We start from the raw sequence: 25352 nt of genomic DNA, 5'->3' as shown, positions 1-25352 counted from the left end.
TACGTCTGTCCGCAGCCGGGCCCAGCCTGTCCGGCCTGCTCACACATGCGCGGCTCACGCCGTTTCGCGTAGATCATTTCGCTGAGAAAACCTCACTGGACTCCGCCTCGCTCCTCATTCCCTCCCTCTGAGTGTCACGAACCGTCCCGCCACCGCGGCGAGCACGCTGGAGCCGAGGACGGTGAAGCCCGCGACGAAGAACACCGTTTGCAGGGTTGTCGTTGACACGAGAATCGCGCCGAGTGCAGACCCCAACGCCAGGGATACCTGCAAATTTGTGACATTCACTGCCGATGCAGCCTCCTGGTTCTCCGGGGCCGCGTCGAGCAGCCAGACCAAGGTCGCAGGGTTCGCGATTCCCCAAATCAGGCCCCACAGTGCGAGCAACAGGCCGGCCAGCCACGGTAGGGTTCCCGTGCTCGCCAGCCCAATGAGCATGGCAGCCACTGCCGTCGTCGATCCGACGAAGCTGCCGATCACCCCGCGCTTGAACAGCGATCCGGCGACGAGCGAGCCGACGATGCCACCGCAGCCGTAGATGACGAACAGCAGGGTGATCACACCACTGGACAAATGGGTGTGGTCTGTCAGGAACGGAGTGACGTACGTCCATGCGGCGAACTGCCCAATGAACACCACAGCGCCTGCCGCCATCCCGAACTGGACGGCCCGCCGTGACACGGTATTTGTGAGATCACGCACGTGCGTACTCTTGTCCGGTGGAATGCTCGGCAGCAGGATCGCCTGTGCAACTACGACAAGTAGTGTGGCCGCCCCGGCAGTAGCGAAGGTGAGACGCCAGCCGATGAGATTGCCGAGGATTTGTCCGGCAGGCAGTCCCACTACCGTGCCACCCGAAATGCCCGCCGCGATGATGGTGATGGCACGAGTGCCGCCGGCAGGCCCCACCAGTTTGGGTCCGACCGGTGAGACCACGGTCCAGAAGGCTCCGATGGTTGCGCCGAGGAGCATACGGGCGATCAGTACCAGGGCGAAGTTCGGGGCCACCGCGACGACTGCGTTCGATAGCAACACCGTCAGACCCAGGACGAGGATGACCGGGCGCCGGTTGAGGCGGCCCGAGCCAAGGAAGAACAGCGGCGCCGACACGGCGGCACTGAGACCCGGTACGAGCACCATCAGCCCCGCCAGGCCGAGCGAGACATGCAGTCCTTCGGCGATTTTCGGCAGGAGCCCCACAGGCAGCGTCTCTGTCATGACGACGACGAACGCGCCGAGCGCAACGGCACCGACGGACGCCCAGCCGCGCCTGCTGCCGGGCTCCACGACAGCTGTTTGGGTGGAAGCACGTGCGGCCGCAGGTTGGCACGGGACCGCCGCGGAACACGACGATGCAGTGACTATGCGCATCTGCGGTGCATGGCGTGTCGGCGTACTGTGCTTGGTTTCGGTCATGTGTTCTCCCGCAGCGCTTGTCTCGGAGGCACCTGCGCAGGTCAGCGCGGTCGTAGGCCTTGTCTGCATGCAGGCGCCAGGGTTTGAAGCACCGGCCGCGGTCAGGGTCGTGTCTTGTTTCGCTGACCCTTCCACCATCGGCTTCAGCCCTGGCTGTCATGGGTGTTACCCGCCGCGACAGCGACGAGGAGGAGCAGTCCGGTCGCCTCCGACAGGACGTGGATCTCGAGAACCGGCTTGCCCCGGTTCGTGGGGTTCGTGTGTTCGCCCCTCTTTCAGCGCGGCCGTGCGCAGTGTCGAGGACGGTGACGTCGACGAGGCCGGCGTCGTGGTGGCCTTCCTCGTCTGAGGCGGCTACTGGAGCGAGGCCGCCGACCGGTCTCGGCAAGCCGCCCCAAGACGTCAACGACAACGGATGCCCGTTCCTGAGCTCCTCTGGCAGACTCAGGGCGATGTGCCATTCTCGGCTGGTCGGCCACCCCGGACTCGCCCGCTCAGGAGGAACCTGGGGTTACTGGAAACGGCCGTCGAAGCTGGTACCGCTCCTCAGGTCGGTGAACCGAAGGCCGACGACTGCGCCCCCTTCCACCACCCATCGCAGATCGTAGGACGCTCGGTAGGAGGGCGGCCAGAAGGAGCAGAAGCGGCCATTGTCGTCGACGGACCAGGTGCCCTCGGTCTGGCGTCCTGCCTCGAAGTAGGAGGTGCTTCCGTCGGGTCGGAAGGTCTGGGTCGTGCCATCGCCGTAGGCCAGGCGGCCTGCGGTGACAGCGGTGGGGATCTGGTCGGGCGGCACGATCGCGCCGTCCTCCGGGTGCAGGATGTCCATGTTCCTGGTCACTGTGCGGTCCTTCTCCAAGGCCCGACGGTGCCGTTGCTCGTACGGTCCATCAGGCGTCTTCTGACTCGGTGCGGCGGAAGATGGCCCCGGCGCGCCGTGCCGTTCGGGCCCCGGACCCCCGCCCTGGTTGCCGCTCATCGGCTCTTGGCGGCGTCCTCGTCCGTCGTTTCGAAGACGCTCAGGTACTCGCCGTAGCCCTCCTGCTCCAGATCCTCCAGGGGGACGAAGCGCAGCGAGGCGGAGTTGATGCAGTACCGCAGTCCTCCGCGGTCGCGAGGTCCGTCCGGGAACAGGTGCCCGAGGTGGCTGTCGCCTTCAGCCGACCGTACTTCGACACGGACCATGCCGTGGCTGGTGTCGGGCCTCTCGATGACGTGGCCTGACCTCAGAGGCCTTGTGAAGCTGGGCCAGCCGGTCCTGCTGTCGTACTTGTCGATCGAGGCGAAGAGGGGCTCACCGGACATGATGTCCACATAGATGCCAGGCGCCTTGTTGTCCCAGTAGGCGTTGGAGAACGGGGGCTCCGTCTCGCTTCGCTGAGTCACACGGTATTGCAGGTCGGTGAGCTGTGAGATGCGCTGTGGGCTCTTGCTGTACTCCGGCATGCCTACCTCCCGGACGGTGCTGGAGTGTCTCTTCTGCCCTGTTCGCGTCATGCACCACCCGGACTCTTACCGTGTCGCGGCTTCTGACCACCACGTCAACGGTCTGTCTGTGCCTCCGCAACCTGGTCCGTGCGGCCGACGGTCGCGAGCCCGGCTGCCTCCCCTCCGTGACGGGGAAGGGTTGCCCGACCCGGCGCCGTCGCTCGTGTCCGGCCCTGGCGGTGACGCTGCGTTCCCAGTCGCCTTCGACAGGCCGGGAACGGAAGGGGACGCCTGCTTGCACGCGGCAGAGGTCTCCCTGGCGCCGACGCGTGCGGCGACAACCTGACGTCGCTGCGCGACGCTCGCGGTCGGAGAATCCGTTTGCTGAGATCATGGAGCAAAACGCGCGAAAATGGTCGAAGAAGCGGTTTCGCTAAGTCTCAGGGAGCCACCGATGGACGCCTCGGACCAACTCCTCCGAAGGGCTACCCCCTCGGCTCTCTTGACCCTGGACGGTGCCATCCACAGCCTCAACGCGGCCATGGCAAAGGTACTGGACAGGCCGGCGGAGCAGTGCGTGGGTCGCAACTTGGGTGATCTTTTGCCCGAAAGCCAGCTGACTGCGGTCGAAAGCCTCGTGACCCACGCCGCCACGACGATGACGGTTGTGATGCGGGTGCTGGAGTTCCCTGGGCCGGGTGCAGCACGGCTGGTCTGCCTGGTCGAGGCGCGGCTGACGAGCGATCCTGCGGACGGCGAGAAACTGCTGTGGGTGCACTCGTTGAACGCGGGGAACGACCTGGGCAGTCTTGTGATCCCGTTCCGGCTGGCGGCCAAGGCCGCCGACCTCGGTGTGTGCATGTATTCACCCCGGGAGCAGCAGCTGGAGTGGCTGGGTGGTGCACCCGCCTTGGCCATGCTGTTCCCGGAGGCCTCCGTATCGTTGTCCAGCGTGGTTCGGCGAGTCCACCCTGATGACCGGGGGGCCCTACGGCGGCTCGTGCGTTCGACCGCCGCCCAGTCCCCCTGGATCAGGTTGAGGTTCCTCACCGAGGGTGACGGCTGGCACCTTCTGGCTTGCCAGACCCGTCGGGTCCAGCTGGGGTACGGCGGTCCCCTGCGGATCTTCGGGGTGATCCGCGACGACACCAAGCGGGAAGCGCGCCGACGCAAAGCCTTGGTCGCGCTGAGTGGTGCGCGGCAGCGAGCTGCCGAGATAGCGGCCTTTTCCTCCGCCTTGATCACTGCGGCCACAGAGCGAGAGGTACAGCAGGTCCTCCTGACACGCCTCGCCGCGACCTTCGGTGGCACCGGCGCCGCGTTGGCGCTCGTGGCCGAAGGCCGCCTGTGCGTCTCCTCTGATGCGGGGATACCGATGCTGGTGGCCGCCGTGAACGGCGTGTCGCTGGACGATCCGAGCCCACTGCCCTATGCGATCCGAACGGGTAAGCCGCAGTTCATGCGCAACCAGGAGGAGTACAAACGCCGCTGGCCGGACGGGGCCATGGTGCCGTACTTCGACCAGCTCGAATCAGGCTGCGCCGTCTCGATCACCTCCCTCAGCCCGGTCGGCGGTGAGCCGCTCGGGGGCTGGGCGGTGACCTACGACAGCGAGCATCACTCGTCCCCGGATGAGCGCGCCCTCATGAGCACTCTGGCCGACCTTGCGGGCCAGGCGCTGAGGCGCGTCAGGTCTCGAGAAGCTCGAGTGGAGTTGGCCGTGGCGCTCCAAGAGTCCATGCTTCCGACGCTGCCGAAGCACCTCCCGGGCCTGGAACTCACCGTCCGTTACCGACCCAGTCGGGACGGGCTGGATATAGGCGGAGACTGGTACGACGCCTTCGTCGTGCCCGACGGCGCGGTCGCTCTGGAGATCGGCGACGCCCAGGGGCACGACGTGAACGCCGCCGCAGCCATGGGACAGGTGCGTGCCTCCATGCGTGCCATCGCCGCCTGCGGACCGGACCCTGCAACCGTGCTGACGCGCACGAACGAGCTGCTCATCACGATGGACGCGGCGCGATTTGCCAGCTGCACCATGTTGCACATCGACCCCTGCGACGGACAGGTCACGGGCTCCAGCGCGGGCCATGTGCCGTTGCTGTACGCATGCGACGACGGCAGCCACAGTGTCCGTGAATTGCCGGGCGGCCCGGTGCTCGGAGTCCTACCCGACGCCGTCTACCACGAGGGAACTTTCACCCTGGACAGGAATGCCGCGCTGATCATGGTTACCGACGGCGTGGTCGAAGGTCCGAGTCTGACTCTGGAAGCAGGGCTGGAGCGAGTCGCGACGCTGGCGGCGCAAGCCGCCCACGACGGGTTGAACGCCGAGGAGACCGCTGATCGAATCCTCGACGCCATGGTTGCGGTGGACCACATCGACGACGCGGCTGTGCTGATCATCCGGCGCGCGTGACGGCACCCGCAGCTACCGCTCGAACGTCCTCCAAGAGTGGCTGCCAGGGTTTACCGCGTTGACGCAGAGGGGCGGGGGAGCGGTGCGCCTGGCCACGTTGCTGGGGAGGCCGGTATCCAGAGGAGGTTGCAGTTGATGACGGACATCAGCCGGCCGTGGTCTCGGTAACCGTGCCGGCCGCGTTCAGGTCAGTCACGGTCTGATGACGACGGTCGGCTGTGGCGGGAGTGCGACCCCGCGCGGCGGCGCACTTCAAACGGGTGGGAGGAGGGTTGCGCCATGACATGGATCCGTGCACGGACTCGACCCTCCCCCCGACCCGGGCGGTTCAGCGACGAGGCGGCTGGTGCGGCTGCTCGGCCGGCGCGGCTGGTCGGCCGGTTCTCTCGCCTGTTGACGGTCGTCAGATCCCGCAGTTGGGTGCGGACCAGTACGGCGACGGGTCGAGGGCCACGTGGGCGTGGTCGTTGTGGTCGGGATAGCCCGGACCGAGGATCTCCGAGAAGCCGTGCACCCGCGCCTGCTTGGCGAGCGTACACAGGCTCGGCGAGCCGGTCAGGTCGGCGGCGTCGCCGTACAGGTGGCGGCTGCCGGACGCGCCGCCCACCGCGCTGTTGCAGGCGTAGGAGCGGAAGCCGCTGGAGACGGTGATGGGCACGTCACCGAGGGCGTGCCGCATCGCTTCCAGTTTCCACATCGTCTTCAGGGCGTTCGCCTTGGCGGTGGCGGCCGAGACCGCACCGCCGGACCAGTCGGAGTTGCACTTGTTCAGCTCGGAGTAGGCGAAGTGGATCGGCGTGCAGTCCGCGTCCTGGAGCGCGTAGATCTTGCTGAAGGTCTGTGAGCCCGCGACGCCGTCGGCCGCCAGGCCGTACGCGGACTGGAACTTCTTGACCGCGGCGGTGGTCCGCGCGCCGTAGACGCCGTCGTACGACAGCCGCTCGCCCGAGGTCACCCAGCCGGCGACGCGGATCTGCAGCTGCGTCACATCGGCGCCGGAGGAGCCCTGGGAGAGGGTGCGGCTCCAGGTGTAGCACTCGTCGGCGTGCGCGGTTCCCGAGGTGGCGCCCACTCCGACGATCGCACCTGCCATGATCATGACAATCACGAAAAGCATGCGTCCTGCACGTTTGAGCATTTCGGCCTCCCGACCGTCGGACTCGAGTGGTGAGTGTCGCCCCCGCGCGAGAAGCGGGCGCACCCAGGGTGACGCCCCTGTGCTACGCGCGTCAACTGCGTGGCGGCGGCCTTGCGCGTCCTCGGCCACCGCCGCGTCATCGCCGGACTGTGGAGCGTCACCGACCTTCGCGCCCCCTTCGGGGCCGCGTTGTGGCCCGCCCGGCTCAGTGCATCATCGGCACACGTGAATCGTGCCGGAGGTACTGCCCGGAGTTCATCGGACGGTCCAGTCGCGAAGCGTCACGGCGATCTCCTCCACGGTCACCCGGCCGGCTTCCGCGTCGCGGACGAGGCCGGCGGCGTGCTTGGGAGGGTATTCCAGGCCGTGTCCCTGCAGTACCAGGAATCCGACGGTGCTCACCCACGCGAACTGCAGGTTCGAGTGCTCCAGGGAGGGCAGCCGGGCGAGGGTGTGCAGCAGCGCGGCCGCCTTGAGGTGGTCCGAGCCGTACACGTCGCGCTCCATGGCGTTGGCCTGGACGCGGGCCACCGCGGCGTACAGCGGTCCCAGCTCGTGCACCTGCGGGTCGCCGTCGATCTGCTCGGCGGCGTGCAGCAGGAACGGCACATCGATGCGGTGGATCACGCGGCGTCTCCGTGACCGGCCTCGGGGGCGTCCAGCTCCTCCAGGCGGCGGCGTGCGGCCTGAGCGGCGGCGCGGCGTTCCGTGTCGGGCTGGTCGTCGCCGATCTCGGCGAAGGCCTCGCGTGTGTAGTCCCCGTGCCACTTGGCGGCGTCAAGGAAGACCCGCTCAACCGCGGTGGCGCGCTCGTAGGCGGCGGAGAGCACGTAGTCCTGCATGCTCATGTCGGCCGCTTTGGCGGCCGCGGCGATGGCGGCGTACTGGTCGGGGTCGGGGAAGCGCAGGCTCATGGCCTTCTTCTCGGTCTTCTCGGATGCCCTCATGGTGGCAATGGTATCACTGGTATCTGCGATCAGGGGTGATCCCGTGAACCGACACGGCCGCCGCGCATGCGCGGCGGCCGGTGCACTACTCAGGTCGTCACTTGGTCCAGGGTTCTCGGACAAGTCGGTGGTCATGCGAACTGTCCCAAGGCGGCAGTGGGAGCGGCGGCGCCGGACGGGCCGGTACCGGTCGGGGTGGGTGTGTGAGTGCCGGATCCTCCCGGGCCCTGACCGGGACCCGGCCCACGCCCAGGACCCTGAACGGCGGGTCGGTGAGCAGGGCGCGGATCTGGGCGTGGGTGGCCCGGCATTCGCTTCGTTGGTCGAGGCACGTCGGCAGATGAAGGACGGGTTGCGTCTCAGGGCCGTCACTGGACGGGCGGTTAACGGGCGCCGAGGATGTGAACAGTGCGGCTGAACCGTAACGCCTGATCAGCCGCAGAGCTCCCGCTCCAGCACCCGAGATAGCCGCACAAACACCCCCCAACTCGCGGTCCGGTCATGTCACTTGACCGTCCTCATCGCAGGGCGGGAAGTTCACCTGTGACCGCGAGCATCTGCGGCCATGAGCAACCTCAGTCGCCGCATCTTCATCCTAGGCGGGCTCACCACCGCGAGCGTCGCAGCGCTCCCGTTCGGGGCGATGGCCCAGCCGTCGGCCGCTGCCTCCACTCCCTTCCCCTTCACGCTCGGTGTCGCCTCCGGCGAACCGGACGACAACAGCGTCGTTCTCTGGACGCGCCTGGCTCCCGCACCGACCAACGCGGACGGCCAGGGCGGCATGCCCAACGCCGACATCGCCGTCGACTGGCAGGTGTCGGCCAACCAGAACTTCACCACCCTCGTCAGCTCCGGCACGTTCACCGCGCGCTACGCACAGGCCCACGCGGTGCACGTGCTGGCCGGCGGACTCGCTCCGGACTCGGAGTACTACTACCGGTTCCGGGCCCAGGGATTCATCTCCCCAGTGGGCCGGACCCGCACCGCCCCGGCTCTGAACACGGTCGGGCGGGACTTCACGATGGCCTTCGCCTCGTGCGCCCACTACGAGCAGGGCTACTACACCGCCTACCGGCGCATGGCCGACGACCGCCCCGACCTGATCCTGCACCTGGGCGACTACATCTACGAGGGCGGGGCCACCGCCGGCGCCGTGCGCCAGCACCTCGGCGGCGAGATCGTGTCGCTGGCCGACTACCGCCGCCGCCATGCGCTCTACCGCAGCGACCCCGACCTGCAGGCCGCGCACGCGATCGCGCCGTGGCTGGTCGTGCCGGACGACCACGAGGTGGAGAACAACTACGCCAACATGGTCCGCGCCGACAGCAGCCCGGTTTTGACGGCGGCGCAGTGGACCGCGCGTCGCACCGCCGCGTACCAGGCCTACTTCGAGAACATGCCGCTGCGGGCCGCCGCGACCCCCTCCGGCAACAGCATCCAGCTCTACCGCAGGGTCCGCTGGGGCACCCTCGCCACGTTCCACATGCTCGACACCCGCCAGTTCCGTGACGACCAGGCCTGCGGCGACGGGACGAAGGTCTGCGCCGACGCCGACCTGCCGTCCCGTTCGATCACTGGCCCGGCTCAGGAGGCATGGCTGCTCGACGGACTGGGCCAGCACCTGGGCACCTGGGACCTCATCGGCCAGCAGGTTTTCTTCGCCCGCAACGTCAACTCGGCGGGTGCGATGAACATGGACGCCTGGGACGGGTACCGGGGCAGCCGCGCGCGGATCCAGCAGGGCATCATCGACCGCGGCGTACGCAACCCGGTCGTCCTCACCGGCGACGTGCACGCGTCGTGGGGCAACGACCTCAAGGCCGACTACGCCAATCCGTCGTCGGCGACGATCGGCTCCGAGCTCGTCTGCACCTCCATCACCAGCACCGGCAACGGAAGCGCCACCACGACGATCCCCAACGGATCGCTCAACCCGCATCTGCGCTTCTACTCCGAGCGGCGCGGCTACGTCCGCACGCACATCACGCCGTCGCAGCTCACAGCCGACTTCCGCTCGGTGGCGACGGTGACCGAACACGGCGCGCCGGCGACCACCGCCAGGACCTTCGTCATCCACGACGGAAAGCCGGGGTTGGCCGATGCGTAAGCTCTCCGTACTCGGCGCGGCCGTCGCCGGCCTGGTCGCGGCCCTCGCCATGGTCGCCCCGGCCTCGGCCGCGGGTCCCTCGTCCTGGGCGACCGCGAACAGCGATTCCGCCGGTGACCAGGACACCGCCTCGATCGCGGCCAACCGCCTCGGTGACGTCGCGGTGGTCTGGGAGGACGACCGCGACTCGACCACCCCGGGCGACAACGCGCACAGCGACGTGTGGGTGCGGATGTACCGCAACGGCGTCTCGGCCTACGAGAAGAAGCTCTCGGCCGGCGGGACCGCGGGCACGGCCTGGCGGCATCTCCAACCCGACGTGGGACTGGACGACCGGGGCAACGCCGTCGTCGTGTGGGCGGAGGACCCGGACGGCAACGGCTTCTACAACATCACCTACCGCGTGCTCTCCCCGGCCGGCGCGCTCCTCGGCTCCGGAGGGGCCAACGCGAGCGCCGACGGCCAGCAGATCCATCCGCGTGTCGCGGTCGATCCGGACGGCGCGCCCAACAGCACCACGGCGGTCGCGTTCTCCGTGGTGTGGGAGGACATCCAGGGCACAGCGGCGGCGACGGTGAAGGCAGCCGGGTTCACCGGGACCACGACCAAGGCCTACGAGGTGACGGTCAACGCGGCCGGCGGCGCGCACCACAACCCCGATGTCGCGACCTCCGCCTCGGGCGACGCCGTCGTCGTCTGGGACGAGGACACCGACAACAACGGTGCCTACCAGATCGGCCTGGTGAAGCTGGCCAAGGCGAACGGGGCGGTCGCACTCAGCCGCCGCAGTGCCAACAGCCTCGGCGACGGGCAGCAGCAGCGCCCGGCCGTGGCCGCCGACTTCAACGGCGACTTCGCCGTGGCCTGGGAGTCCGATCACACCGGGACCCGTGGCGTCTGGGCCCGGTCGTTCACCGCGACCGGCACCGCCGGCTCGGCCGAGGTCGAGGTCTCCGGCGGAGCGGGAGCGGGTAATCCCACCGTCGGCATCGACGACCAGCGCGACGCCGTGGTCGGCTGGAGCGTCGCCGGCACCGATCCAGCGGTCTGGGCCCGGGGCCTCAACCCCGACGGCACCTTCACCGGCCGCTTGCCGGCCCAGTCGGTCAGCCAGGTCACGACCGGTCGGCAGGAGCAGCTCTCGCTGGCTTCCTCTCCGTTCGGCACACTCTCCATGTCGTACACCGATGACAACGACGGCAACACCTTCGACCAGGTCCTGCTGAGTCTGGGGGCGACCAACTCGGACTGGTGACGTCCTCTCGATCCGCGGACGTCCACCGGGCCACCCCGGAGGGGGAGATCCGGCAGCCGGCTCCGGAACCGCGCGAGAACGCGGTCCTCCGGCACCGCTGCCGGATCATCTCCGGGGGCGGTCCGGAATCGGCTGCGCCCGTGGCCTGTGACCGGGTGCCGCTTCGACGGAGGATGACGAAGAGAGCAGGTCTGCGTGATGAAGTGTGGGCCTCTGACAACTCCGACAGCAGGGAGCGTCCCTTCCGATGACCACACTGCGCGCACGTCCTGAGCCCAGCGGTCTCGAGACCGCCTCGGTGACGGATGTCCCGCCGTTCAAGCCTTCTCTCGTCAAAGCGGTGTTCAGGGACGTGACCCCGATGCACGTCTCTCGGTCGGCCGCGTGGGCCGCCGCGTCGGTGACGCGGACAGTGCTGGCGGAGATCATCGACGGCGCGAGGAGAGCGGCGGCGGAGGAGGTCCGGAAGAAGCTGGTTCCCGGGGACCTTCTCTCGGCGATCGACCGGAACGTCGAACTCGAGGTGGGGACCAGGTGGTACGACCACAGCCCGACGTTTCGAGGCCTGACCGGTGTTCTGTACGACGCCGAGGGCGTCATCGTGCCTTCTCGTAAGCGCAGCAGGTCGCGCAAACCAAGTGCGGTGGTCGGCGCCCACAGGTTCGAGGCCGGGGTCAAGAAGCTGCTGCGGAGCCAGGGGGCGACGGCTGTCCCGGCGATGGTCCGCGACCTGGACGGAATCGCGAGCGTGTTCCTGACGGACCTCGCCCGAGATGCGGCCATGGTCGTCCGCGAGGGCGGGGTCAAACGTTTTGGTGCGGTCGCCCCGGTGATGTCGGGCGAACCGGCCCCACCCCCGCTTATCGAGGATTCCCACCGGGCCCTGTCAACCCGCAGGGGGGACGGGTGGACGATCGGCAGGGATGACATCCTGGCCGCCACGACGATTCAGCTGTTCGGCGGCAACGTCAGGCAGCGAGCCCTCACCGAAGCACGCAAGGTCTGCGAGCGTGGGGATCGTTGAGCGGCTGGTGACGGATGAGTTGTGGGCCTTGTTCCAGCGGGTGATACCGCCTGCGCCGACCAGGCCACAAGGAGGTGGCCGGCGGCACGGGGATCGGGAAGTGCTGGCGGCCATCGTGTTCGTGGCGACGTCGGGTTGCACGTGGCAGCAGTTGCCCGCACTGTCGTTCGGGCCGTCGGGAGCGACGGCCCGTCGCCGGTTCACGGAGTGGACCAAGGCCCGGGTGCGGGGCGTGTGGAACACGCCAGGTGGATGGTGGCTGGCGTGCCCGTGCGGCCGCAGCAGGCCCGGTGGGGGCTGCCGCGGCCGCCGGACATCGGTCGAGGGCGTCGGCTGCGGTGAACTGCGTGGGGACGTACCGCCCCCTCGGCGGTGCGTTACACGCTATGACTGCTGAGTGCCTCTAGCTCGCGGGCCATGCTGGATGCGACATCCTTGGCGTCACCGAAGAGCATGAGGGTCTTGTCGAGGTAGTAGAGCTCGTTGTCGATGCCGGCGAATCCGGTGCTCATGCCCCGCTTGATGACCATGACGGTTCTTGCCGATGCTACGTCGAGGACGGGCATGCCGTAGATGGGGCTGTCCTCCCGGGTACGTGCGGCCGGATTGGTGACGTCGTTGGCTCCGACGACCAGCGCGACGTCGGCTTGGGCGAAGTCACTGTTGATCTCGTCCATGTCGAGGATCCGGTCATAGGGCACATCCGCTTCGGCGAGAAGAACGTTCATGTGCCCGGGCATGCGGCCGGCGACAGGATGGATGGCGTAGCGGACCGTGGCGCCGCTTCGTTCCAGAAGTTCGGCGACCTCCTTGATGCGGTGCTGGCCCTGGGCCACCGCCAAGCCGTATCCGGGGACGATGATGACGTTTCGGGCCGTTGCCAGGAGCATCGCCGCTTCGTCGGGTCCGGCACTGCGTACGGGACGTCCGTCTCCCGCTTGTTCTGTGGCGGGTTTGGCGTCATCGACGTGGCCGAAGGCGCCGAACAGTACGTTGCGGAACGACCGGTTCATTGCGCGGCTCATCATGATGGACAGCAGGACGCCTGAAGCGCCGTCCAGGGCTCCGGCGATGATGAGTGCCTTGTTGTCGAGCACAAGGCCCATGGCGGCGCCTGAGAGCCCGGCGTAGGAGTTCAGCAGTGAGATGACGGTGGGCATGTCGGCGCCGCCGATGGGCACGACGAGCAGGATGCCGAACAGTGCCGACAGGGCGATCAGGGCCAGGAAAACTCCGGTGACCGTGGGAGTGGTCACCAGCCAGACGGCGGCTATGACGGCCGCGGCGAACAGAGCGAGATTCAGTAGTTGCTGGCCTGGGAATACGGTGGGCCGGCCGGGAAGGATGCCCTTGAGCTTGCCGAAGGCCATCAGGCTGCCGGTGAACGTGACAAAGCCGAGCAGGACTTCGCACATGAGTGCGGTGGCGGTGAACGTGCTGAGGGCATCGGCACCCTGGTAGTACTCGGCCGTGCCGACGAGCCCGGCCGCCAGCGCACCGAACGCATGGGAGAGGGCGATGCGTTCGGGCATGGCCGTCATCGGCATGTACTTCGCCATGGCAGCTCCGACGAGGGAGCCGGCCACGGTGGCCAGCACGATCCACCGGTAGTCGACGATCCCCTTGTTGATCAAGGTGCCGGCCACGGCAGCCGCCATACCGATCACTGTGAGCAGCAGGCCGCGACGCGCTGTGCGGGGATGAGTGACGTCACGCAGTCCGAGAATGAACAGGAAGCCGGCTGCCAGGTAGAGCAGGGGAATGACGGTGTCACGCATGGGTCCTTGCCTTCCCGGCTGCGTGGCTGGGCGCCTTGCTGGTACGGAACATGCGCAGCATTCGGTTGGTGATCATGAAACCGCCGACCACGTTGATCGTTGACGCGCCGACGGCCAGGGCGCCGAGGCTGGTGCTGAGGGGCCCGTGTCGGGAGCCGGCCAGCAGAAGGCTGCCTACCAGGGAGATGCCGGCGATTGCGTTGGTGAGGGCCATCAGAGGGGTGTGCAGGAGAGCGGGTACGCGTCGGATGACTTCGAGACCGATGACGGAAGCGAGGACCAGGACGTACAGGCCGGTCTCGAGGGAGGCTGGCATGATCAGTGCCTTTCTGCGGCAGTGGGACGCGTTGCGGGGAGCGTGGGTGTGCCGGTCTCCAGGCCCAGCAGGGAGCGCACCTGCTGATGGACGACGTGGCCGTCTCGGGTCAGGAGGGTGTCGTGGATGACCGGGTCGGTGGAGGCCAGTTCCAGACCGCCGTTCTGGCCGAGCAGGTGGCGTGTGAAGTTGGCGATGTTGCGTGCGTACAGGCGACTGGCGTGGGCCGCGGCGCCGGCCGGCAGGTTGGTGGGGGCGATGACCGACACGCCCGAGTGCTCGATCGTTTCGTCGGGCACGGACAGGGCGCAGTTGCCGCCTTGTGCCGCCGCGGCGTCAACGATGACCGAGCCGGGGCGCATGGCGCGCACCATGTCCTCGGTAATGAGGAGGGGCGCCGGCCTTCCCGGCACCTGTGCGGTGGCGATGACGATGTCGGCGGCGGCCACCTCGGTGGCGAGGACTCGGCGCTGTTGAGCGTAGAACTCTTCCTGCTGCACCTGGGCGTAACCGCCGGTCCCTTCGGCTGCGGAGGTGTCGAGCGGGACGTCGACGAAATGGCCACCGACGCTTTCGACCTGCTCGCGTGCTGCGGGCCGGATGTCGTAGGCGCGGACGGCTGCACCCAGACGGCGGGCTGTGGCGATGGCTTGGAGGCCGGCAACGCCTGTACCTAGGACCAGGACTCGCGCCGGGGGAATGCTGCCTGCGGCAGTGGTCGTCATCGGGATCATTTTGTTGAGCCGGCCCGCCGCGATGAGGGCCGCCCGGTAGCCGGCGACGGTGGATTGGGAGGAGAGCACGTCCATGGTCTGTGCTCGGGTGATGCGTGGCAGGAGGTCCAGCGAGAAGGCCGTGACGCCTTGCTCGGCCAGGCGGCGGATGGGTTCGGGGTGGCTGAGCGGGTTGGCGAGCCCGATCACGACGGTCGATGGACGAAGTGCCTCGGAAGCGTGCGTCCCGTCGGTTCGCCCGGGGTACGTGTCGGGCCCGGTCACGTGTACCCGCAGGACGATCTCGGCCGCGAGCGCTTCGGACCGGGAGCCCGGCGTGGCGCCGGCGGCGAGGTATTCGTCGTCGAAGTGACCTGCACGGTCTCCGGCACCGTGCTCGACCACGATGTGATGGCCCTCAGTGGAGAGAGAACGAACTTCGTTGGGGGTGAGAGCGACCCGGGTCTCTCCGGGTGCATCTTCCCTGGGGACGCCGATGCGCATCTTGCGTCGCTCCTTTTGTGTTGCCGACCGTTGGGACGGCGCGGAGTGGCTGCGGTCAAGAGGCAGCGGCCACTGACGCGGGAAAGGGGTGGGGTGCGCCGCCCTGGGTACCGCGGCGGCCGCCAGGAGTGGCGGCCGCCGCGGTGTGCGGCCGGCGCCGCTGATGTTCAGACGCCGAGCGCCATGAAGCCGCCGTCAGCGGGGAGGGTGACGCCGGTGATGTAGCCGGCGCGGGGAGAGGCGAGGAAGACGATGGCCTCGGCGATCTCGCGCGCCGAGCCGAGACGGGCCAGAGGAACCCTTGCGCCCAGAGCCTCGAAGTCCTCCTCACCGATCATGTCGACCACGTTGTCGGTCCTGGTGTGGCCGGGAGCGACGGCGTTGAACCGCACATTGCGTGAGCCGAACTCGACCGCCCAGGCGCGGGTGAAGGAATCCACAGCTGCCTTGGACCCGCCGTAGACGGAAGTGCCGGCGATACCGCTCAGTCCGGCTACTGTCGTGACGCTCACCACGCTGCCCGCCCCCCGGCCGGCCATGTTCTGCGCCACTGCCTTGGTGAGGAAGAACGTGCCGCGCACGTTGGTGTTCATCAGCCTCTCGAAGGTGTCCAGGCCCTGCTCCACGGTCGGCGCGAAGGGGTAGGCGCCGGCGTTGTTCACCAGGACGTCGACGTCGCCGGCCTCTTCGGCCAGGCGCCGCACGGACTCCAGGTCGCTGAGGTCGGCGGCGAGGAACTTCGCCCTGCCGCCAGCGGCCTCAATGGCCGCCACCGTCTCTGCGCCCTTGGCCGCGTTGCGGCCGGAGACAATAACGAGGGCACCCTCGTCGGCGAGCAGGAGTGCGGTTTCATGGCCTATGCCGGAGGTGCTCCCGGTGACAAGGGCCGTCTGGTTCTCGAACTGCATGGTGAATCACCTTTCCGTAAGGCCGGTCGGCCAGTAGGTATGAAAGTTGACGTACCTACTTTCGGAGACTTCCGAGTCGAAGGCAATTCGCAGTTTCTCCCGTACGCGCAGGGAATTACCTCCCTGAGCTGCCCATTCCTCGCCGCCGCCATATCGGGCGGCAGCCACTATAAGTAGAACCGCCAATGTGACCGCACGGAAAGAGGCAATCCGGTACGCAATGAACGCTTTTCACTCCATGCCGGTCATGCCGTAGAGTACGGAGAGTCCACCTTCGGAGAGGATTGCCATGCCCGACGTAGAGGGCCACCCCGCGATCGAAGAAATGGACCTCGGGTCAGTGTTCGCTGCGCTGGCGGACCCGCATCGCCGCAGCGTGGTGGAGCAGTTGTGCGCCGAGGAGGAGCATGCCGAGCGGACTTGCGCCTCGTTCGGCCTGAGGGTGTCCAAATCGACCCTGACGCATCACTTCCGGGTGCTGCGGGAGGCCGGGCTGATCCGCCAGATCGATTACGGCAACAGCCGAAAAGTCACGCTCCGACGCCAGGACCTCGAGCGCCGCTTCCCAGGGCTACTGCCTCTCCTTCGCGCGCAGAACCCCCCGCGTTAACAGCATCGATGGCCGGTGTTCATGGCCGTGGCGGTGCCTTGAGCAGGGCCCGGAGCAGTCGTTCAACAGGTGCACCCCGGGGCCGCTACTGCCGGCGGTGCATGCCACAGCCGAGCGCGGCAACGGTCCGGCACAACTGCCGGATCTCTTCCGCAACGAGCGCCGTAGCAAGGCGCCCGTCAGCCCGCGTCACGTTCCCGTCCGGGGCCAACCACCCTGCGAGCAGGCAGTTCAATTGCTCTTCCGCGGCCCGAAGAGCGACAGCCGGGTCGGCGTTCCACACATCCAAGGCGGGCCACTCGCCGAGGCGACGGATCAGGACGTCGTGCTGTTCGGCGACCATCGTCCGACTCCTGTCGTCCAAGGGTCGCCCGCCGGGGGCGGGCGACCCCGTGTCCAGCAGGGCACAGGCCCACGTGACCAGCCTCCGGTACCGGTCCCATGCTGCTTGCAGCTCCCCTGTAAGGCCCTCGGTTCGGGGGTTCATGTCCACGTTTCCTCTCGCGGCGCCGCGGTCCCTGGCGCCAGGGCACCGAGGGCGCCGGACCTCTTTCGATCCGGCCAGGTGCACGGGGGTTTGCCCCGCCCCGTGGTCCGTCACCGGCTGTCTGCCTCGCCGGCCGGCGGGCACGGCACAGTCCGACGGTCCTCACGCAGGAAACCGGCGACGGCCTCGGGGAGGACCATGCCCCGAGGCCGCCGACCCGGCGGGGCGCTAGTTCACGGACTGGCCGCCGTCGACCATGACGGACTGTCCGGTGACGAACGACGCCCGGTCCGACAGAAGGAACAGGACTACGTGTGCGACCTCTTCGGCCTCGCCGATGCGGCCGAGGGGAATCTTCTCGCCGTGCGGGTGGTACTCCGAGCCGTCCTCGCTCTTGGTGATTCCTCCCTCGGTCAGCGGGGTGCGGATGATGGTCGGATTGACCGTGTTCACGCGGATCGCGTCGGGGCCGAGCTCGACGGCCGCAGCACGGGCGAGTGCCGCGACACCTCCCTTGGTCGCGCTGTAGATGGAGATACCGTGCGTGCCCAGCTCCGCGAAAACCGATCCGTTGAAGACGATGGCCCCGCCGCTCGCTTGCCGCTTCATCTGGGCGGCCTCCGCCTGCAGGTAGAAGAAAGAGCCCTTCAGGTTGCCGTCAACCAGGTGGTGCCACGCGGCCTCGTCGAGTTCCGTCAGCGGGCCGACCGCGGCCGTACCGGCGTTGTTGAAAGCGACGTCGAGCCTTCCGAAGCGGTTGACGACCTGCTCCACCACGTCCGCCGCGGTACCGACCTGCGTGGCGTCCGCCTTGATGAAGAAGGCCTCGCCACCGTTCTTCATGATCTCGTCGACAACCTCCTTGCCCGCGTCCTCTCGCCGCCCGGTGAATGCCACCTTCGCACCTTCATGCGCGAACAGAACGGCACTGGTCCGGCCGATTCCAGAAGTGCCTCCGGTGATCAGTGCGACCTTCCCGTCCAGCAGTCCCATCGTTGCTCTCCTAAAACATCCACTCACTGAAATACGGTACGAGCAGCACGTGCCGCTCCTTCCCGTAGCGCCGCCATTTGGCTGCGGGCGGTACAGCAGTCCTGTGCTCGTCATCATTCCTGGCCCGATATCCGGAGAACCGATGGCCGCCATGAGCAAGGTCCATGAAATTTCTCGAGAGCGGCAATAAGCTCAGCTTCTCCCGGTGGTGACGCACGGTGCGGAATATGTTGAGATGGGGGCATGGAACTGCGGGAACTGAGGGCTTTCATCGCCGTCGTGGAGGAGGGCGGCATGTCGGCCGCGGCACGTCGGCTGCATGTCAGCCAGTCCGCGTTGTCACAGACCGTAAGTGGTCTGGAGCGGCAGCTGGGCCTGAAATTGCTTACGCGCACGAACACCGGTGTGCGCCCCACGCGGGAGGGCGAAGCACTGCTGGTCGAGGGGCGGGCTCTGGTCGCCCGGCACGATCAGGCGCTGCGTACCATGGCCGGCTTTCTCTCGCCGGGCTGTGGCCTGTTGCGCGTGGGCATTCCTCTGGAGCTGCCGTCGGAGCTGCTCCGGCCGGCAGTGGAGTACGTGACGGCGACGTGCCCCGATACACGGGTGGATGCGCGGCACCTGTCATCGGCCGCCCAGCTGGAGGCTCTGCGGGCCGGAGACCTCGACGTGGGACTCCTCAGGGAACGGCCTGTCGATGAGGACCTGGACGCCATACTGGTGGTTCGGGAGAACTTGGGAGTGCTGCTTACCGCGAATGCGGCGGCCGAGCGGTCCGACGAAGACGCGGTACGGCTGGAAGCCCTCCGGGGCCTGGAATGGGTGGGCTTTCCCCGCTCGGGCAGCCCTGCCTGGTACGACGAGGTCACCTCGGTGCTGCGCAGCCACGGTCTGAACGCCGGTCCGGAACCTCCGGAGGGTCAAGCGCTGATCGCCGAAGTCAAACTCGCCGCAGTCGCTACGGAGAAGGCCTTCGCGCTGGCCCCGCCCAACTGGTCGCAGCCGCTGCCCGACAACGTCGTGTGGAAGCCTCTGCACGGACATCCGCTGGTGCGTCGCACCTGGGCCTCGTGGCCGGCCCAGTCCAGGCGACGTGACCTGGCCAGCTTCATCGCGGGGCTTCCCTTTGTGGATGCCTGAACCAGCGCCATTGTCAGCGCCCGCCATTGGTCACCCGGAGCGCCCGGTTCGTTGCGGACGCATGGTTCATGACGTGCAAGACCGGTCTCAGCATTGCGAAGCCCTCCGGACCCACCTTTCTCGACCGTCCCGGGCAGATCGCTGCCGATCGTCTTTCCAGGGGACGGGCATGAAGCTGTCCTGGCCCACACATCCCTCGTGGTCTTGACGAGGTCAGTCCGTGACGTCCCTCCTGGTTCTCGCGCTCAGTCGCTGTCGCGGTGGTATGCGGCGAGGAGGAAGGTCCAGATCTCGCTGATGGTGGGGAAGCAGGCGACGGCGTGCCGCAGCCGCTTGAGGGGGATCTCGCCGGCGACGGCGATGGTGGCGGAGTGCAGCAGTTCGCTGATGCCGTGGCCGACGAAGGTGACGCCGAGCAGGATCTCCCGGTCGGTGTCGACGACCATGCGGGCGTGACCGCGGTAGCCGTCGGCGTAGAGATTCGCGCCCTGGGCCGCGGTGAAGTCCAGGTCGACGACCTTGACGGGGAGACCGGCCTCCTCGGCCTGCGCCGCGGACAGGCCCACGGCGCCGGCTTCGGGGTCGGTGAAGAAGACCTGCGGTACGGCATGCTGATCGGCGGTGGTGGCGTGGTCGCCCCACGGGGCGTCGTCAAGGGGGCGGCCGGCGGCACGGGCGCCGATGGCGTCGCCGGCGGTGCGCCCTTGGTACTTGCCCTGGTGGGTCAGGAGGGCGCGGTGGTTGACGTCGCCGAGAGCGTAGAGCCACTCGCCGGGGACCTCGCGGACCAGGCACGTGGTGTCGGCGTCCAGCCAGGACCCCGGGGTGAGGCCAACGGTGTCCAGGCCGATGTCGTCGGTCAGCGGGGCGCGTCCGGTTGCGAACATGATCTCGTCCGCTTCGAGTTCGCTGCCGTCGTCCAGGACGCAGGTGACCGGCCCGCCGGGGTCGGGGCGGCTCAGGGCGGTCACCTGGACGCCGATGCGCACCTGTGTGCCGGCGTCGGTCAGCCCCTCCGCGACGACTTCGCCGGCGAAGGGCTCCATCCGGGGGAGCAGGGGGCGCCTGGCGAGAAGGGTGACCTGGGAGCCGAGGCCCTGCCAGAGGGTGGCCATCTCCACCCCGACGCCGCCACCGCCGACGACGATCAGCCGGCCAGGGACGGTGCTCGAGTCGGTGCCGTGCCGGTTGGTCCACGGCCGGGCTTCCTCGATGCCTTCGACGGCGGGCAGCAGGGGGCGGCTGCCGGTGGCGATGGCGACCGCGTGCTGCGCCGCGAGGGTGTGGCGGGCGCCGTCGGCCGTGGTGACGGTGACCTTCTGCGGCCCGTCGAGCCTCCCGTGGCCGCGGAAGAGGTCGGCGCCGATGGACTTCACCCAGCGCGCCTGGCCGGTGTCGTCCCAGTCGGTGACGTAGTGGTTCCGGCGGGCAAAGACCCGGCCGGTATCCAATGGCCCGGTGACGGCCTGCCGGGCGCCGTCGACCCGCCGTGCGTCGGCGACGGCGATGACGGGCCGCAGCAGCGCCTTGCTGGGCACGCATGCCCAGTACGAGCACTCTCCGCCCACCAGTTCCCGTTCCACCACGGCCACCGACAGTTCCGCGGCGCGGGCGTGTTCGGCGACGTTCTGCCCGACCGGGCCGGCCCCCAGAACGATCACGTCATAGGTGCCGTTCGGCTCAATCACAGATGCTTCGGTCATGGCTGCCTCACTTCATCATCGGAACTGCTCCGCAGGCTGTTCCTCGTGTCCCGAGCGCTTCCTGTCCGACCGGCGCTGCCAGTGGCCGCGAGAGCGACGAGGGATGAAAGGGGCATGAACATCCATCGCCTTGCGGGGCCCGTCACGTTGCCCCACTTCCACACAACCACTGCGCGCAGCCCTCAGCAGCCCCGCCGCTCGTGCCCACCTGCCGTCGGGCTCAGCGGTGGAGTCGCGCGACGAGCCCGGCAGGCATTCAGGGAAGTTCACTCGTCAACAGCCCTCGGCTGGCACCGTCCCTGGCCTTCGCGAACCCGCCCGCGCCGTCTTGCCGGCTACCTGGCCGACGTGACCAGTGACGCTGCGGGCCGCCACCGTCACAAGGGCGGCCCGCACAGCCGAAGTCGTCAGGGGTGCTCGTGCGGCGTGACGAGTGGGAATTCGTTGTCGGTGTCGGCAACGATGTTGAAGTAGTTGGTCAGGATGTTGAGGGCGAGGTTCCCGACGACCTCGGCGATCTCCGCGTCGGTGACACCAGCGGCTCGGGCCGACGTGAGCGTGGCCTCGTCGATGGTGCCGCGGCCTCGGGCGATGGCGTCGGACAGGGTGAGCAGGGCTGCCGTGTGCGGGTCTGCGGACTCTGCGTGGCGGGCAAGCTCGATCTCTTCGTCGTCGAGCTTGGCGACCTTCCTGCCCAGGAAGGTATGGGCGGACAGACAGTAGGCGCACCGGTTGTACTCGGCGGTGGCCAGTGCGAGGCGCGCTTGGACAGCAGCGGGCAGCACTCCGCCGGCAAGCGCGCGGGAGAGGCTCATCCAGCCCTTGAGCAGGGCCGGACTGCTCGCCATCGCCTTGGCCATGTTCGGCACGGGGCCGACGCTCTTCTTGAGCTCGGCAAGCAGCATGCCTGCTTCGCCGGTGGTCTCGGCGGGGTTGATGAGGGGCAGTACCGACATGGCGGTCTCCTTCTGTCGATTCCACCAACCTAATGGTTGGGACACGTCCAATCATTAGGATGCTTACGCATGCCTCTCTCGATGTCAAATGGCTAACAGGATCGGCAACCATTAGGTCGGTGGTACGGTGGAGGGCATGATGGCCGAGGAAGTCAGCTTGAGCGCGGTACTACTGGGGGAACCGCTGCCCATCGAGCTCATGAACACCCTCACGGTGGAGGGCGGCCGCATTCACGATGCCCTCGCCGACGACACCGAGGCCGCCGCCTGGCTGCGCGCGGTTGCCGGCCGCGTCCAACCCGACACCGGGATCCAGGGCGACCAACTCGATGACCACCTGGTGCGCCCAGTTGCCCCGTCACTGCGTGCCCTGCGCGACGCATTGCGGAACCTGGCAGCAGAGGTCACCGAAGATCCGCGTCCGCCGGCCACCGCTCCAAAGCTCGATCGACAGGACGCGATCACCACGCTGAACGCTCTCGCCCGACCCTGGCCGCAGCTCCTGTGGCCCGCCGACGGGCCGCCCTCACGTGTGTACCGCAGCGGCGGGACGGCTGCGCAGCTCGCCGTGCAGCTCATCGCGCACCAGGCCGTGGAATTCTTCACCGGGCCGGACCGCAATCGCCTGCGCGCCTGCTTGGCACCCAGCTGTCTGCTGTTCTTCGTCAAGAACCACGCACGTCGGGAATGGTGCTCGCCCGCATGCGGCAACCGCGTGCGCGTCGCCCGCCACTACCGGCGCCATCACGCTCCTCAGTAGAGGCCACGCGCAGCGCGACGGCTCATTCCACTGGGGGACCAATGGTCAAGAGTTGTGGCAGAGGTCCTCGGGGTCGGCTGCGGTGATCTCGGCCGCTGCGAGCCGGGCTTCCTCGCGCACCGTCGGGTGGGGGTGGAAGGGTTCGATCAGGTGACTGGCCCGTGGGGCGTGTGGGGCACCGAGGACGTAGAGGGCGTGTACGAGGAGCTCGGGTGCCATCGTCGGCATGAGGGCCGTCAGTGGTGCGACGAGGTCCAGGGGCAGGCCGTGGTGGTTGAATGCCTCGCTGATCGCGTTCAGGGCGGACTCGCGGACCTTGGTCACCCGTTCGTTGATGACCAGGCTGACCAGGCGTCCGACGACCAGGCGGGCGGTGTCCGCGTCGAGTGCAGTGCCGCGCAGGAGATTCCCGAGGACGTCGGCGGCAACGTGCGCGAAGGTCCGGCTCCCGGTCTGTCAGCGCCTCAAGTGCCGCGAACATGCCGTTCATGCTGCGACCTCGGACCGCTCGACCAGGAGCCCGTTCTCGCAGTCTGAGCCAGCGCGGACCAGGAGGACGAGGTGGGCTTGAGTGATCGCGCCTTATCGAGCCCGGGCGGACTCGACCAGCCTGAATACCATGGCCAGGGCCGCGGCTGGACTGCCGGCACCTCGGGTGACCTTGGTCCGCAGCTTGACCGTGGAGAGCGTCGACTCGATCGGATTCGTGGTCAGCAGGTGGACCCGGTGTTCGGCCGGGAAGCCGTAGAACGCCAGCAGCTCGTCCCGGTCGCCGGCGATCTTCGTGACGGACTTGAGCCACTTGGCAGCGTAGGTGCGGGTGAACGCCTCGATCGCGTTCTCCGCGTGGGCGCGGTCCTCGGCGTTGTTGACCTCCTGGCGCGCAACAGGTCGGCCCGCAACTCATCAGACTCTCTCTCGACGGCGTTCCCGGTCGCCGCCCGTTGCCGATGTCGTCTTGGCGCAACCACTTCGACAACGTCACGGGATGGATGCCGAGCTCAACCGCCGTCCGCTTGGCCTGCTTGCCGGCGCGGATGAGCGCGATGGCGCGCGCCCGGAACTCCGGAGGATAGGGACGAGGCATGACTGCCAGCCTTCCGTGAAGGGCTGTCAGTTAGCCACCAAAACTGGAACCTGAGAGGTGGGGCAGGTCAACCTTTCACCCAAACCTAGAGCAGACCCCTGGGCCACAACGGCAGGCCGGGTTGCTGATGGGCGAGGACCGTCACGGTGCTGAACGCGACATCCCGAAGACCTGACGTCCGGTGAGGAGCGCACCGGCTGAGGCCGCGCTGGGCGTTCGGCCGGCCGGGGTTCGTTGAGTGAATGTCCTTGGAACGCTGCCCTTCGATGCGCGATTGTGGCACTTCTGCGGGACGTATTGGCGGCCCGACTTCCGAAGGGCATCGCGTGAAACGCATCGTCGCCGGACTGTGGCGGATGATCCGGGGGCCGTTGCAGTGGCGGGTCCTGTGGCTGGTGAACAGCAAATACATGGTCGGCGTGACCGGCGTTGTCCGTGATGGCGAGGGCCGCGTCCTGGTGCTGCGCCACCGCCTGTGGCCCGAAGACCGCCCGTGGGGCCTGCCAACCGGCTACGCCAAGGCGGGCGAGGACTTCCGCGATACCGTCGCCCGCGAGGTGCGTGAGGAGACCGGCCTTGAAGTCGAGGCCGGCGAGGTGGTCCACCTCAAGAGCGGCTACAAGCTGCGCGTGGAGGTGGCGTATGCCGCCAAGCTCGTCGGCGGCTCCCTGAAGATCGACTCGTTTGAGGTTCTGGAAGCCATGTGGGTATGGCCGGACGACCTTCCGCCGGGACTGCAGGAATCGCACCGACTCCTGATCCAGGGGGAGGACCCCACGGCTGACCGGCCAGGTCGGGCTCAGCCCGCGCCTGCTCGCCCTGCACGAACACCTGGCGGCACGACCGGCGCAGCCTGACCGCTCGAGCTGCTGCCCTTGTCACTCGGTCAGGGCGTGTATCGAAAGTATTGTCGGAGCGGCTGCTCGGTCGCTTCGCTATGGTGCGGCAATGGCGAACTACGTGCTGGTTGCAGGTGCGCGGCTCGGATCGTGGGCGTGGGATGAGGTGGTGCCGCATCTGAAAGCGGCCGGCCACGGCGTCTATCCGCTGACGCTGTCCGGTCTCGCCGAGAAGCGAGGTGTGCCGGCCGGTCAGCAGACCCACGTTCAGGACATCGTTGACGAGGTCGAGCGTCAGGATCTTCGCGAGGTCGTCCTGGTAGGTCACAGCTACTCGGGCATCCCAGTCGGTCAGGCCGCCGAGAGGGTCGGCGATCGGCTGGCAGGCGTGGTCTTCGTCGACTCCAGTGTTCCGGCCGATGGCGAACCGTTCGTCTCCTCCTGGCCGGACGGCGGGGAGATGGTGAGGGCATCGATCGCCGAGAACGGGGGATTTTGGCCGGTCGCGCCTGCGGCCCACTTCGAGGACCACGGTCTCAACGATGAGCAGATCGCACGGATCGTTCGCGGCTCGACACCGCACCCGGGCGCCACGCTGACTGTGTCCCGCGTCAAGTAACTGGCAGGTTTTCGGGTTCGGGAAAGTTGGGGACGAGAGGGTCGGCCCGGCCGGTGTGGACGTCGTGGGGCCGGTTCCAGGCGAGTGCCTCGTGCGGGCGGACCGTGTTGTACTCGAGCCGATAGTCCTCGGCGTGGCGGACCAGGTCGAGGGCGTCGGGAATCTCCTCCAGGAATAGCTTCTCGTACTTCAGCGAGCCGAAGCC

24 protein-coding genes and 5 pseudogenes are annotated in these 25352 nt (G+C 68.0%); 10 read left to right on the top strand and 19 right to left on the bottom strand.

Going from position 1 to position 25352, the window contains the following annotated elements; translation table 11 throughout:
* Window positions 1-114 precede the first annotated feature (114 nt).
* From ACFW3D_RS38365 to msrB, 4 genes and pseudogenes are all read right to left on the bottom strand, one after another.
* The gene (locus ACFW3D_RS38365; protein ID WP_500512636.1) at window positions 115-1416 is read right to left on the bottom strand and encodes an MFS transporter; all 1302 of its coding nucleotides are present in this window, start codon (window positions 1414-1416) and stop codon (window positions 115-117) included.
* A gap of 7 nt (window positions 1417-1423) precedes the next feature.
* A pseudogene (locus tag ACFW3D_RS38360) lies at window positions 1424-1744 on the bottom strand (transposase); the annotation flags it as partial.
* A gap of 183 nt (window positions 1745-1927) precedes the next feature.
* Window positions 1928-2257, bottom strand: coding sequence for a hypothetical protein (locus ACFW3D_RS38355; RefSeq protein WP_500512634.1), 330 nt, complete (start codon window positions 2255-2257; stop codon window positions 1928-1930).
* Window positions 2258-2391: 134 nt separating this feature from the next.
* Window positions 2392-2862 carry a peptide-methionine (R)-S-oxide reductase MsrB gene (msrB, locus tag ACFW3D_RS38350; protein WP_500512632.1) on the bottom strand — a complete coding sequence of 157 codons (471 nt, stop codon included), beginning with the start codon at window positions 2860-2862 and terminating at the stop codon, window positions 2392-2394.
* Window positions 2863-3298: 436 nt separating this feature from the next.
* On the opposite strand from msrB, the gene ACFW3D_RS38345 reads away from it, so the two are divergent.
* The gene (locus tag ACFW3D_RS38345; RefSeq protein ID WP_500512630.1) at window positions 3299-5263 is read left to right on the top strand and encodes a SpoIIE family protein phosphatase; all 1965 of its coding nucleotides are present in this window, start codon (window positions 3299-3301) and stop codon (window positions 5261-5263) included.
* A 403-nt stretch (window positions 5264-5666) separates the two neighbouring features.
* On the opposite strand, the gene ACFW3D_RS38340 is transcribed toward ACFW3D_RS38345, so the two are convergent.
* The 3 genes from ACFW3D_RS38340 to ACFW3D_RS38330 form a co-directional block, all read right to left on the bottom strand.
* The gene (locus tag ACFW3D_RS38340; RefSeq protein ID WP_500512628.1) at window positions 5667-6401 is read right to left on the bottom strand and encodes a D-Ala-D-Ala carboxypeptidase family metallohydrolase; all 735 of its coding nucleotides are present in this window, start codon (window positions 6399-6401) and stop codon (window positions 5667-5669) included.
* A gap of 255 nt (window positions 6402-6656) precedes the next feature.
* Window positions 6657-7028 carry a fic family toxin-antitoxin system, toxin component gene (locus ACFW3D_RS38335; protein ID WP_500512626.1) on the bottom strand — a complete coding sequence of 124 codons (372 nt, stop codon included), beginning with the start codon at window positions 7026-7028 and terminating at the stop codon, window positions 6657-6659.
* On the bottom strand, window positions 7025-7348 hold the full coding sequence (locus tag ACFW3D_RS38330; protein ID WP_500512624.1) for a type II toxin -antitoxin system TacA 1-like antitoxin: 324 nt from the start codon (window positions 7346-7348) through the stop codon (window positions 7025-7027). Before ACFW3D_RS38330 ends, ACFW3D_RS38335 begins: the two co-directional genes overlap by 4 nt.
* A gap of 565 nt (window positions 7349-7913) precedes the next feature.
* On the opposite strand from ACFW3D_RS38330, the gene ACFW3D_RS38325 reads away from it, so the two are divergent.
* From ACFW3D_RS38325 to ACFW3D_RS38310, 4 genes and pseudogenes are all read left to right on the top strand, one after another.
* A complete protein-coding gene (locus ACFW3D_RS38325; protein ID WP_500512622.1) occupies window positions 7914-9455 on the top strand; it encodes an alkaline phosphatase D family protein in 1542 nt (513 codons plus the stop codon).
* Window positions 9448-10710: a hypothetical protein gene (locus ACFW3D_RS38320; RefSeq protein WP_500512620.1), complete on the top strand. Its 1263-nt coding sequence runs from the start codon at window positions 9448-9450 to the stop codon at window positions 10708-10710. Before ACFW3D_RS38325 ends, ACFW3D_RS38320 begins: the two co-directional genes overlap by 8 nt.
* Window positions 10711-10957: 247 nt before the next feature.
* Window positions 10958-11734, top strand: coding sequence for a hypothetical protein (locus ACFW3D_RS38315; RefSeq protein ID WP_500512618.1), 777 nt, complete (start codon window positions 10958-10960; stop codon window positions 11732-11734).
* A pseudogene (locus tag ACFW3D_RS38310) lies at window positions 11721-11960 on the top strand (transposase); the annotation flags it as partial. The gene ACFW3D_RS38315 and the pseudogene ACFW3D_RS38310, both read left to right, overlap by 14 nt.
* 151 nt (window positions 11961-12111) lie before the next feature.
* Here the strand turns inward: ACFW3D_RS38310 and ACFW3D_RS38305 are convergent.
* The 4 genes from ACFW3D_RS38305 to ACFW3D_RS38290 all read right to left on the bottom strand — a co-directional run bounded on the left by ACFW3D_RS38305 (window position 12112) and on the right by ACFW3D_RS38290 (window position 15953).
* Complete coding sequence (locus ACFW3D_RS38305; RefSeq protein ID WP_500512616.1) at window positions 12112-13512, bottom strand: NAD(P)(+) transhydrogenase (Re/Si-specific) subunit beta; 1401 nt, start codon at window positions 13510-13512, stop codon at window positions 12112-12114.
* Window positions 13505-13828: an NAD(P) transhydrogenase subunit alpha part 2 gene (locus ACFW3D_RS38300; RefSeq protein ID WP_500512614.1), complete on the bottom strand. Its 324-nt coding sequence runs from the start codon at window positions 13826-13828 to the stop codon at window positions 13505-13507. The genes ACFW3D_RS38305 and ACFW3D_RS38300 overlap by 8 nt, the downstream gene beginning before the upstream one ends.
* A 2-nt stretch (window positions 13829-13830) precedes the next feature.
* Window positions 13831-15045 carry an NAD(P) transhydrogenase subunit alpha gene (locus tag ACFW3D_RS38295; protein WP_500512612.1) on the bottom strand — a complete coding sequence of 405 codons (1215 nt, stop codon included), beginning with the start codon at window positions 15043-15045 and terminating at the stop codon, window positions 13831-13833.
* Between the two features lie 167 nt (window positions 15046-15212).
* On the bottom strand, window positions 15213-15953 hold the full coding sequence (locus ACFW3D_RS38290; protein ID WP_500512610.1) for an SDR family NAD(P)-dependent oxidoreductase: 741 nt from the start codon (window positions 15951-15953) through the stop codon (window positions 15213-15215).
* A 289-nt stretch (window positions 15954-16242) separates the two neighbouring features.
* Between ACFW3D_RS38290 and ACFW3D_RS38285 the strand changes: the two genes are divergently transcribed.
* Window positions 16243-16563, top strand: a complete 321-nt coding sequence (locus ACFW3D_RS38285; RefSeq protein ID WP_500512608.1) for an ArsR/SmtB family transcription factor — start codon at window positions 16243-16245, stop codon at window positions 16561-16563.
* 85 nt (window positions 16564-16648) lie between these two features.
* On the opposite strand, the gene ACFW3D_RS38280 is transcribed toward ACFW3D_RS38285, so the two are convergent.
* Window positions 16649-16906, bottom strand: coding sequence for a hypothetical protein (locus tag ACFW3D_RS38280; protein WP_500512606.1), 258 nt, complete (start codon window positions 16904-16906; stop codon window positions 16649-16651).
* Window positions 16907-17278: 372 nt separating this feature from the next.
* Window positions 17279-18043, bottom strand: a complete 765-nt coding sequence (locus ACFW3D_RS38275; protein WP_500512604.1) for an SDR family NAD(P)-dependent oxidoreductase — start codon at window positions 18041-18043, stop codon at window positions 17279-17281.
* 243 nt (window positions 18044-18286) lie between these two features.
* Between ACFW3D_RS38275 and ACFW3D_RS38270 the strand changes: the two genes are divergently transcribed.
* Window positions 18287-19183: a LysR family transcriptional regulator gene (locus tag ACFW3D_RS38270; RefSeq protein ID WP_500512602.1), complete on the top strand. Its 897-nt coding sequence runs from the start codon at window positions 18287-18289 to the stop codon at window positions 19181-19183.
* Window positions 19184-19428: 245 nt separating this feature from the next.
* On the opposite strand, the gene ACFW3D_RS38265 is transcribed toward ACFW3D_RS38270, so the two are convergent.
* Together ACFW3D_RS38265 and ACFW3D_RS38260 are read right to left on the bottom strand one after the other, a co-directional pair.
* Window positions 19429-20886, bottom strand: a complete 1458-nt coding sequence (locus ACFW3D_RS38265) for a dihydrolipoyl dehydrogenase family protein (RefSeq protein WP_500512600.1) — start codon at window positions 20884-20886, stop codon at window positions 19429-19431.
* Window positions 20887-21293: 407 nt separating this feature from the next.
* Complete coding sequence (locus ACFW3D_RS38260; RefSeq protein ID WP_500512598.1) at window positions 21294-21842, bottom strand: carboxymuconolactone decarboxylase family protein; 549 nt, start codon at window positions 21840-21842, stop codon at window positions 21294-21296.
* 136 nt (window positions 21843-21978) lie between these two features.
* Here ACFW3D_RS38260 and ACFW3D_RS38255 point away from each other — a divergent pair, with 136 nt between their 5' ends.
* Window positions 21979-22602 carry a CGNR zinc finger domain-containing protein gene (locus tag ACFW3D_RS38255; protein WP_500512596.1) on the top strand — a complete coding sequence of 208 codons (624 nt, stop codon included), beginning with the start codon at window positions 21979-21981 and terminating at the stop codon, window positions 22600-22602.
* 45 nt (window positions 22603-22647) lie between these two features.
* On the opposite strand, the gene ACFW3D_RS38250 is transcribed toward ACFW3D_RS38255, so the two are convergent.
* The 3 genes and pseudogenes from ACFW3D_RS38250 to ACFW3D_RS38240 all read right to left on the bottom strand — a co-directional run.
* Complete coding sequence (locus ACFW3D_RS38250; protein WP_500512594.1) at window positions 22648-22926, bottom strand: hypothetical protein; 279 nt, start codon at window positions 22924-22926, stop codon at window positions 22648-22650.
* Window positions 22927-23088: 162 nt separating this feature from the next.
* Window positions 23089-23499 (bottom strand): annotated as a pseudogene (locus tag ACFW3D_RS38245) (transposase); the annotation flags it as partial.
* Between the two features lie 13 nt (window positions 23500-23512).
* Window positions 23513-23689 (bottom strand): annotated as a pseudogene (locus tag ACFW3D_RS38240) (transposase); the annotation flags it as partial.
* Between the two features lie 326 nt (window positions 23690-24015).
* Here ACFW3D_RS38240 and ACFW3D_RS38235 point away from each other — a divergent pair.
* A complete protein-coding gene (locus tag ACFW3D_RS38235; RefSeq protein WP_500512592.1) occupies window positions 24016-24546 on the top strand; it encodes an NUDIX domain-containing protein in 531 nt (176 codons plus the stop codon).
* A 91-nt stretch (window positions 24547-24637) separates the two neighbouring features.
* Window positions 24638-25129 (top strand): annotated as a pseudogene (locus tag ACFW3D_RS38230) (alpha/beta fold hydrolase); the annotation flags it as partial.
* A 10-nt stretch (window positions 25130-25139) separates the two neighbouring features.
* On the opposite strand, the gene ACFW3D_RS38225 reads toward ACFW3D_RS38230, so the two are convergent.
* Window positions 25140-25352: integrase core domain-containing protein (locus ACFW3D_RS38225; RefSeq protein ID WP_500512590.1), on the bottom strand; the 213-nt coding region annotated here is incomplete at its 5' end.

Source organism: Streptomyces sp. NPDC058864, assembly GCF_042742985.1.
Taxonomy (GTDB): domain Bacteria; phylum Actinomycetota; class Actinomycetes; order Streptomycetales; family Streptomycetaceae; genus Actinacidiphila.
Note: the sequence above shows the minus strand (reverse complement) of the source record. Positions and strands in the feature narration are given on the sequence as shown.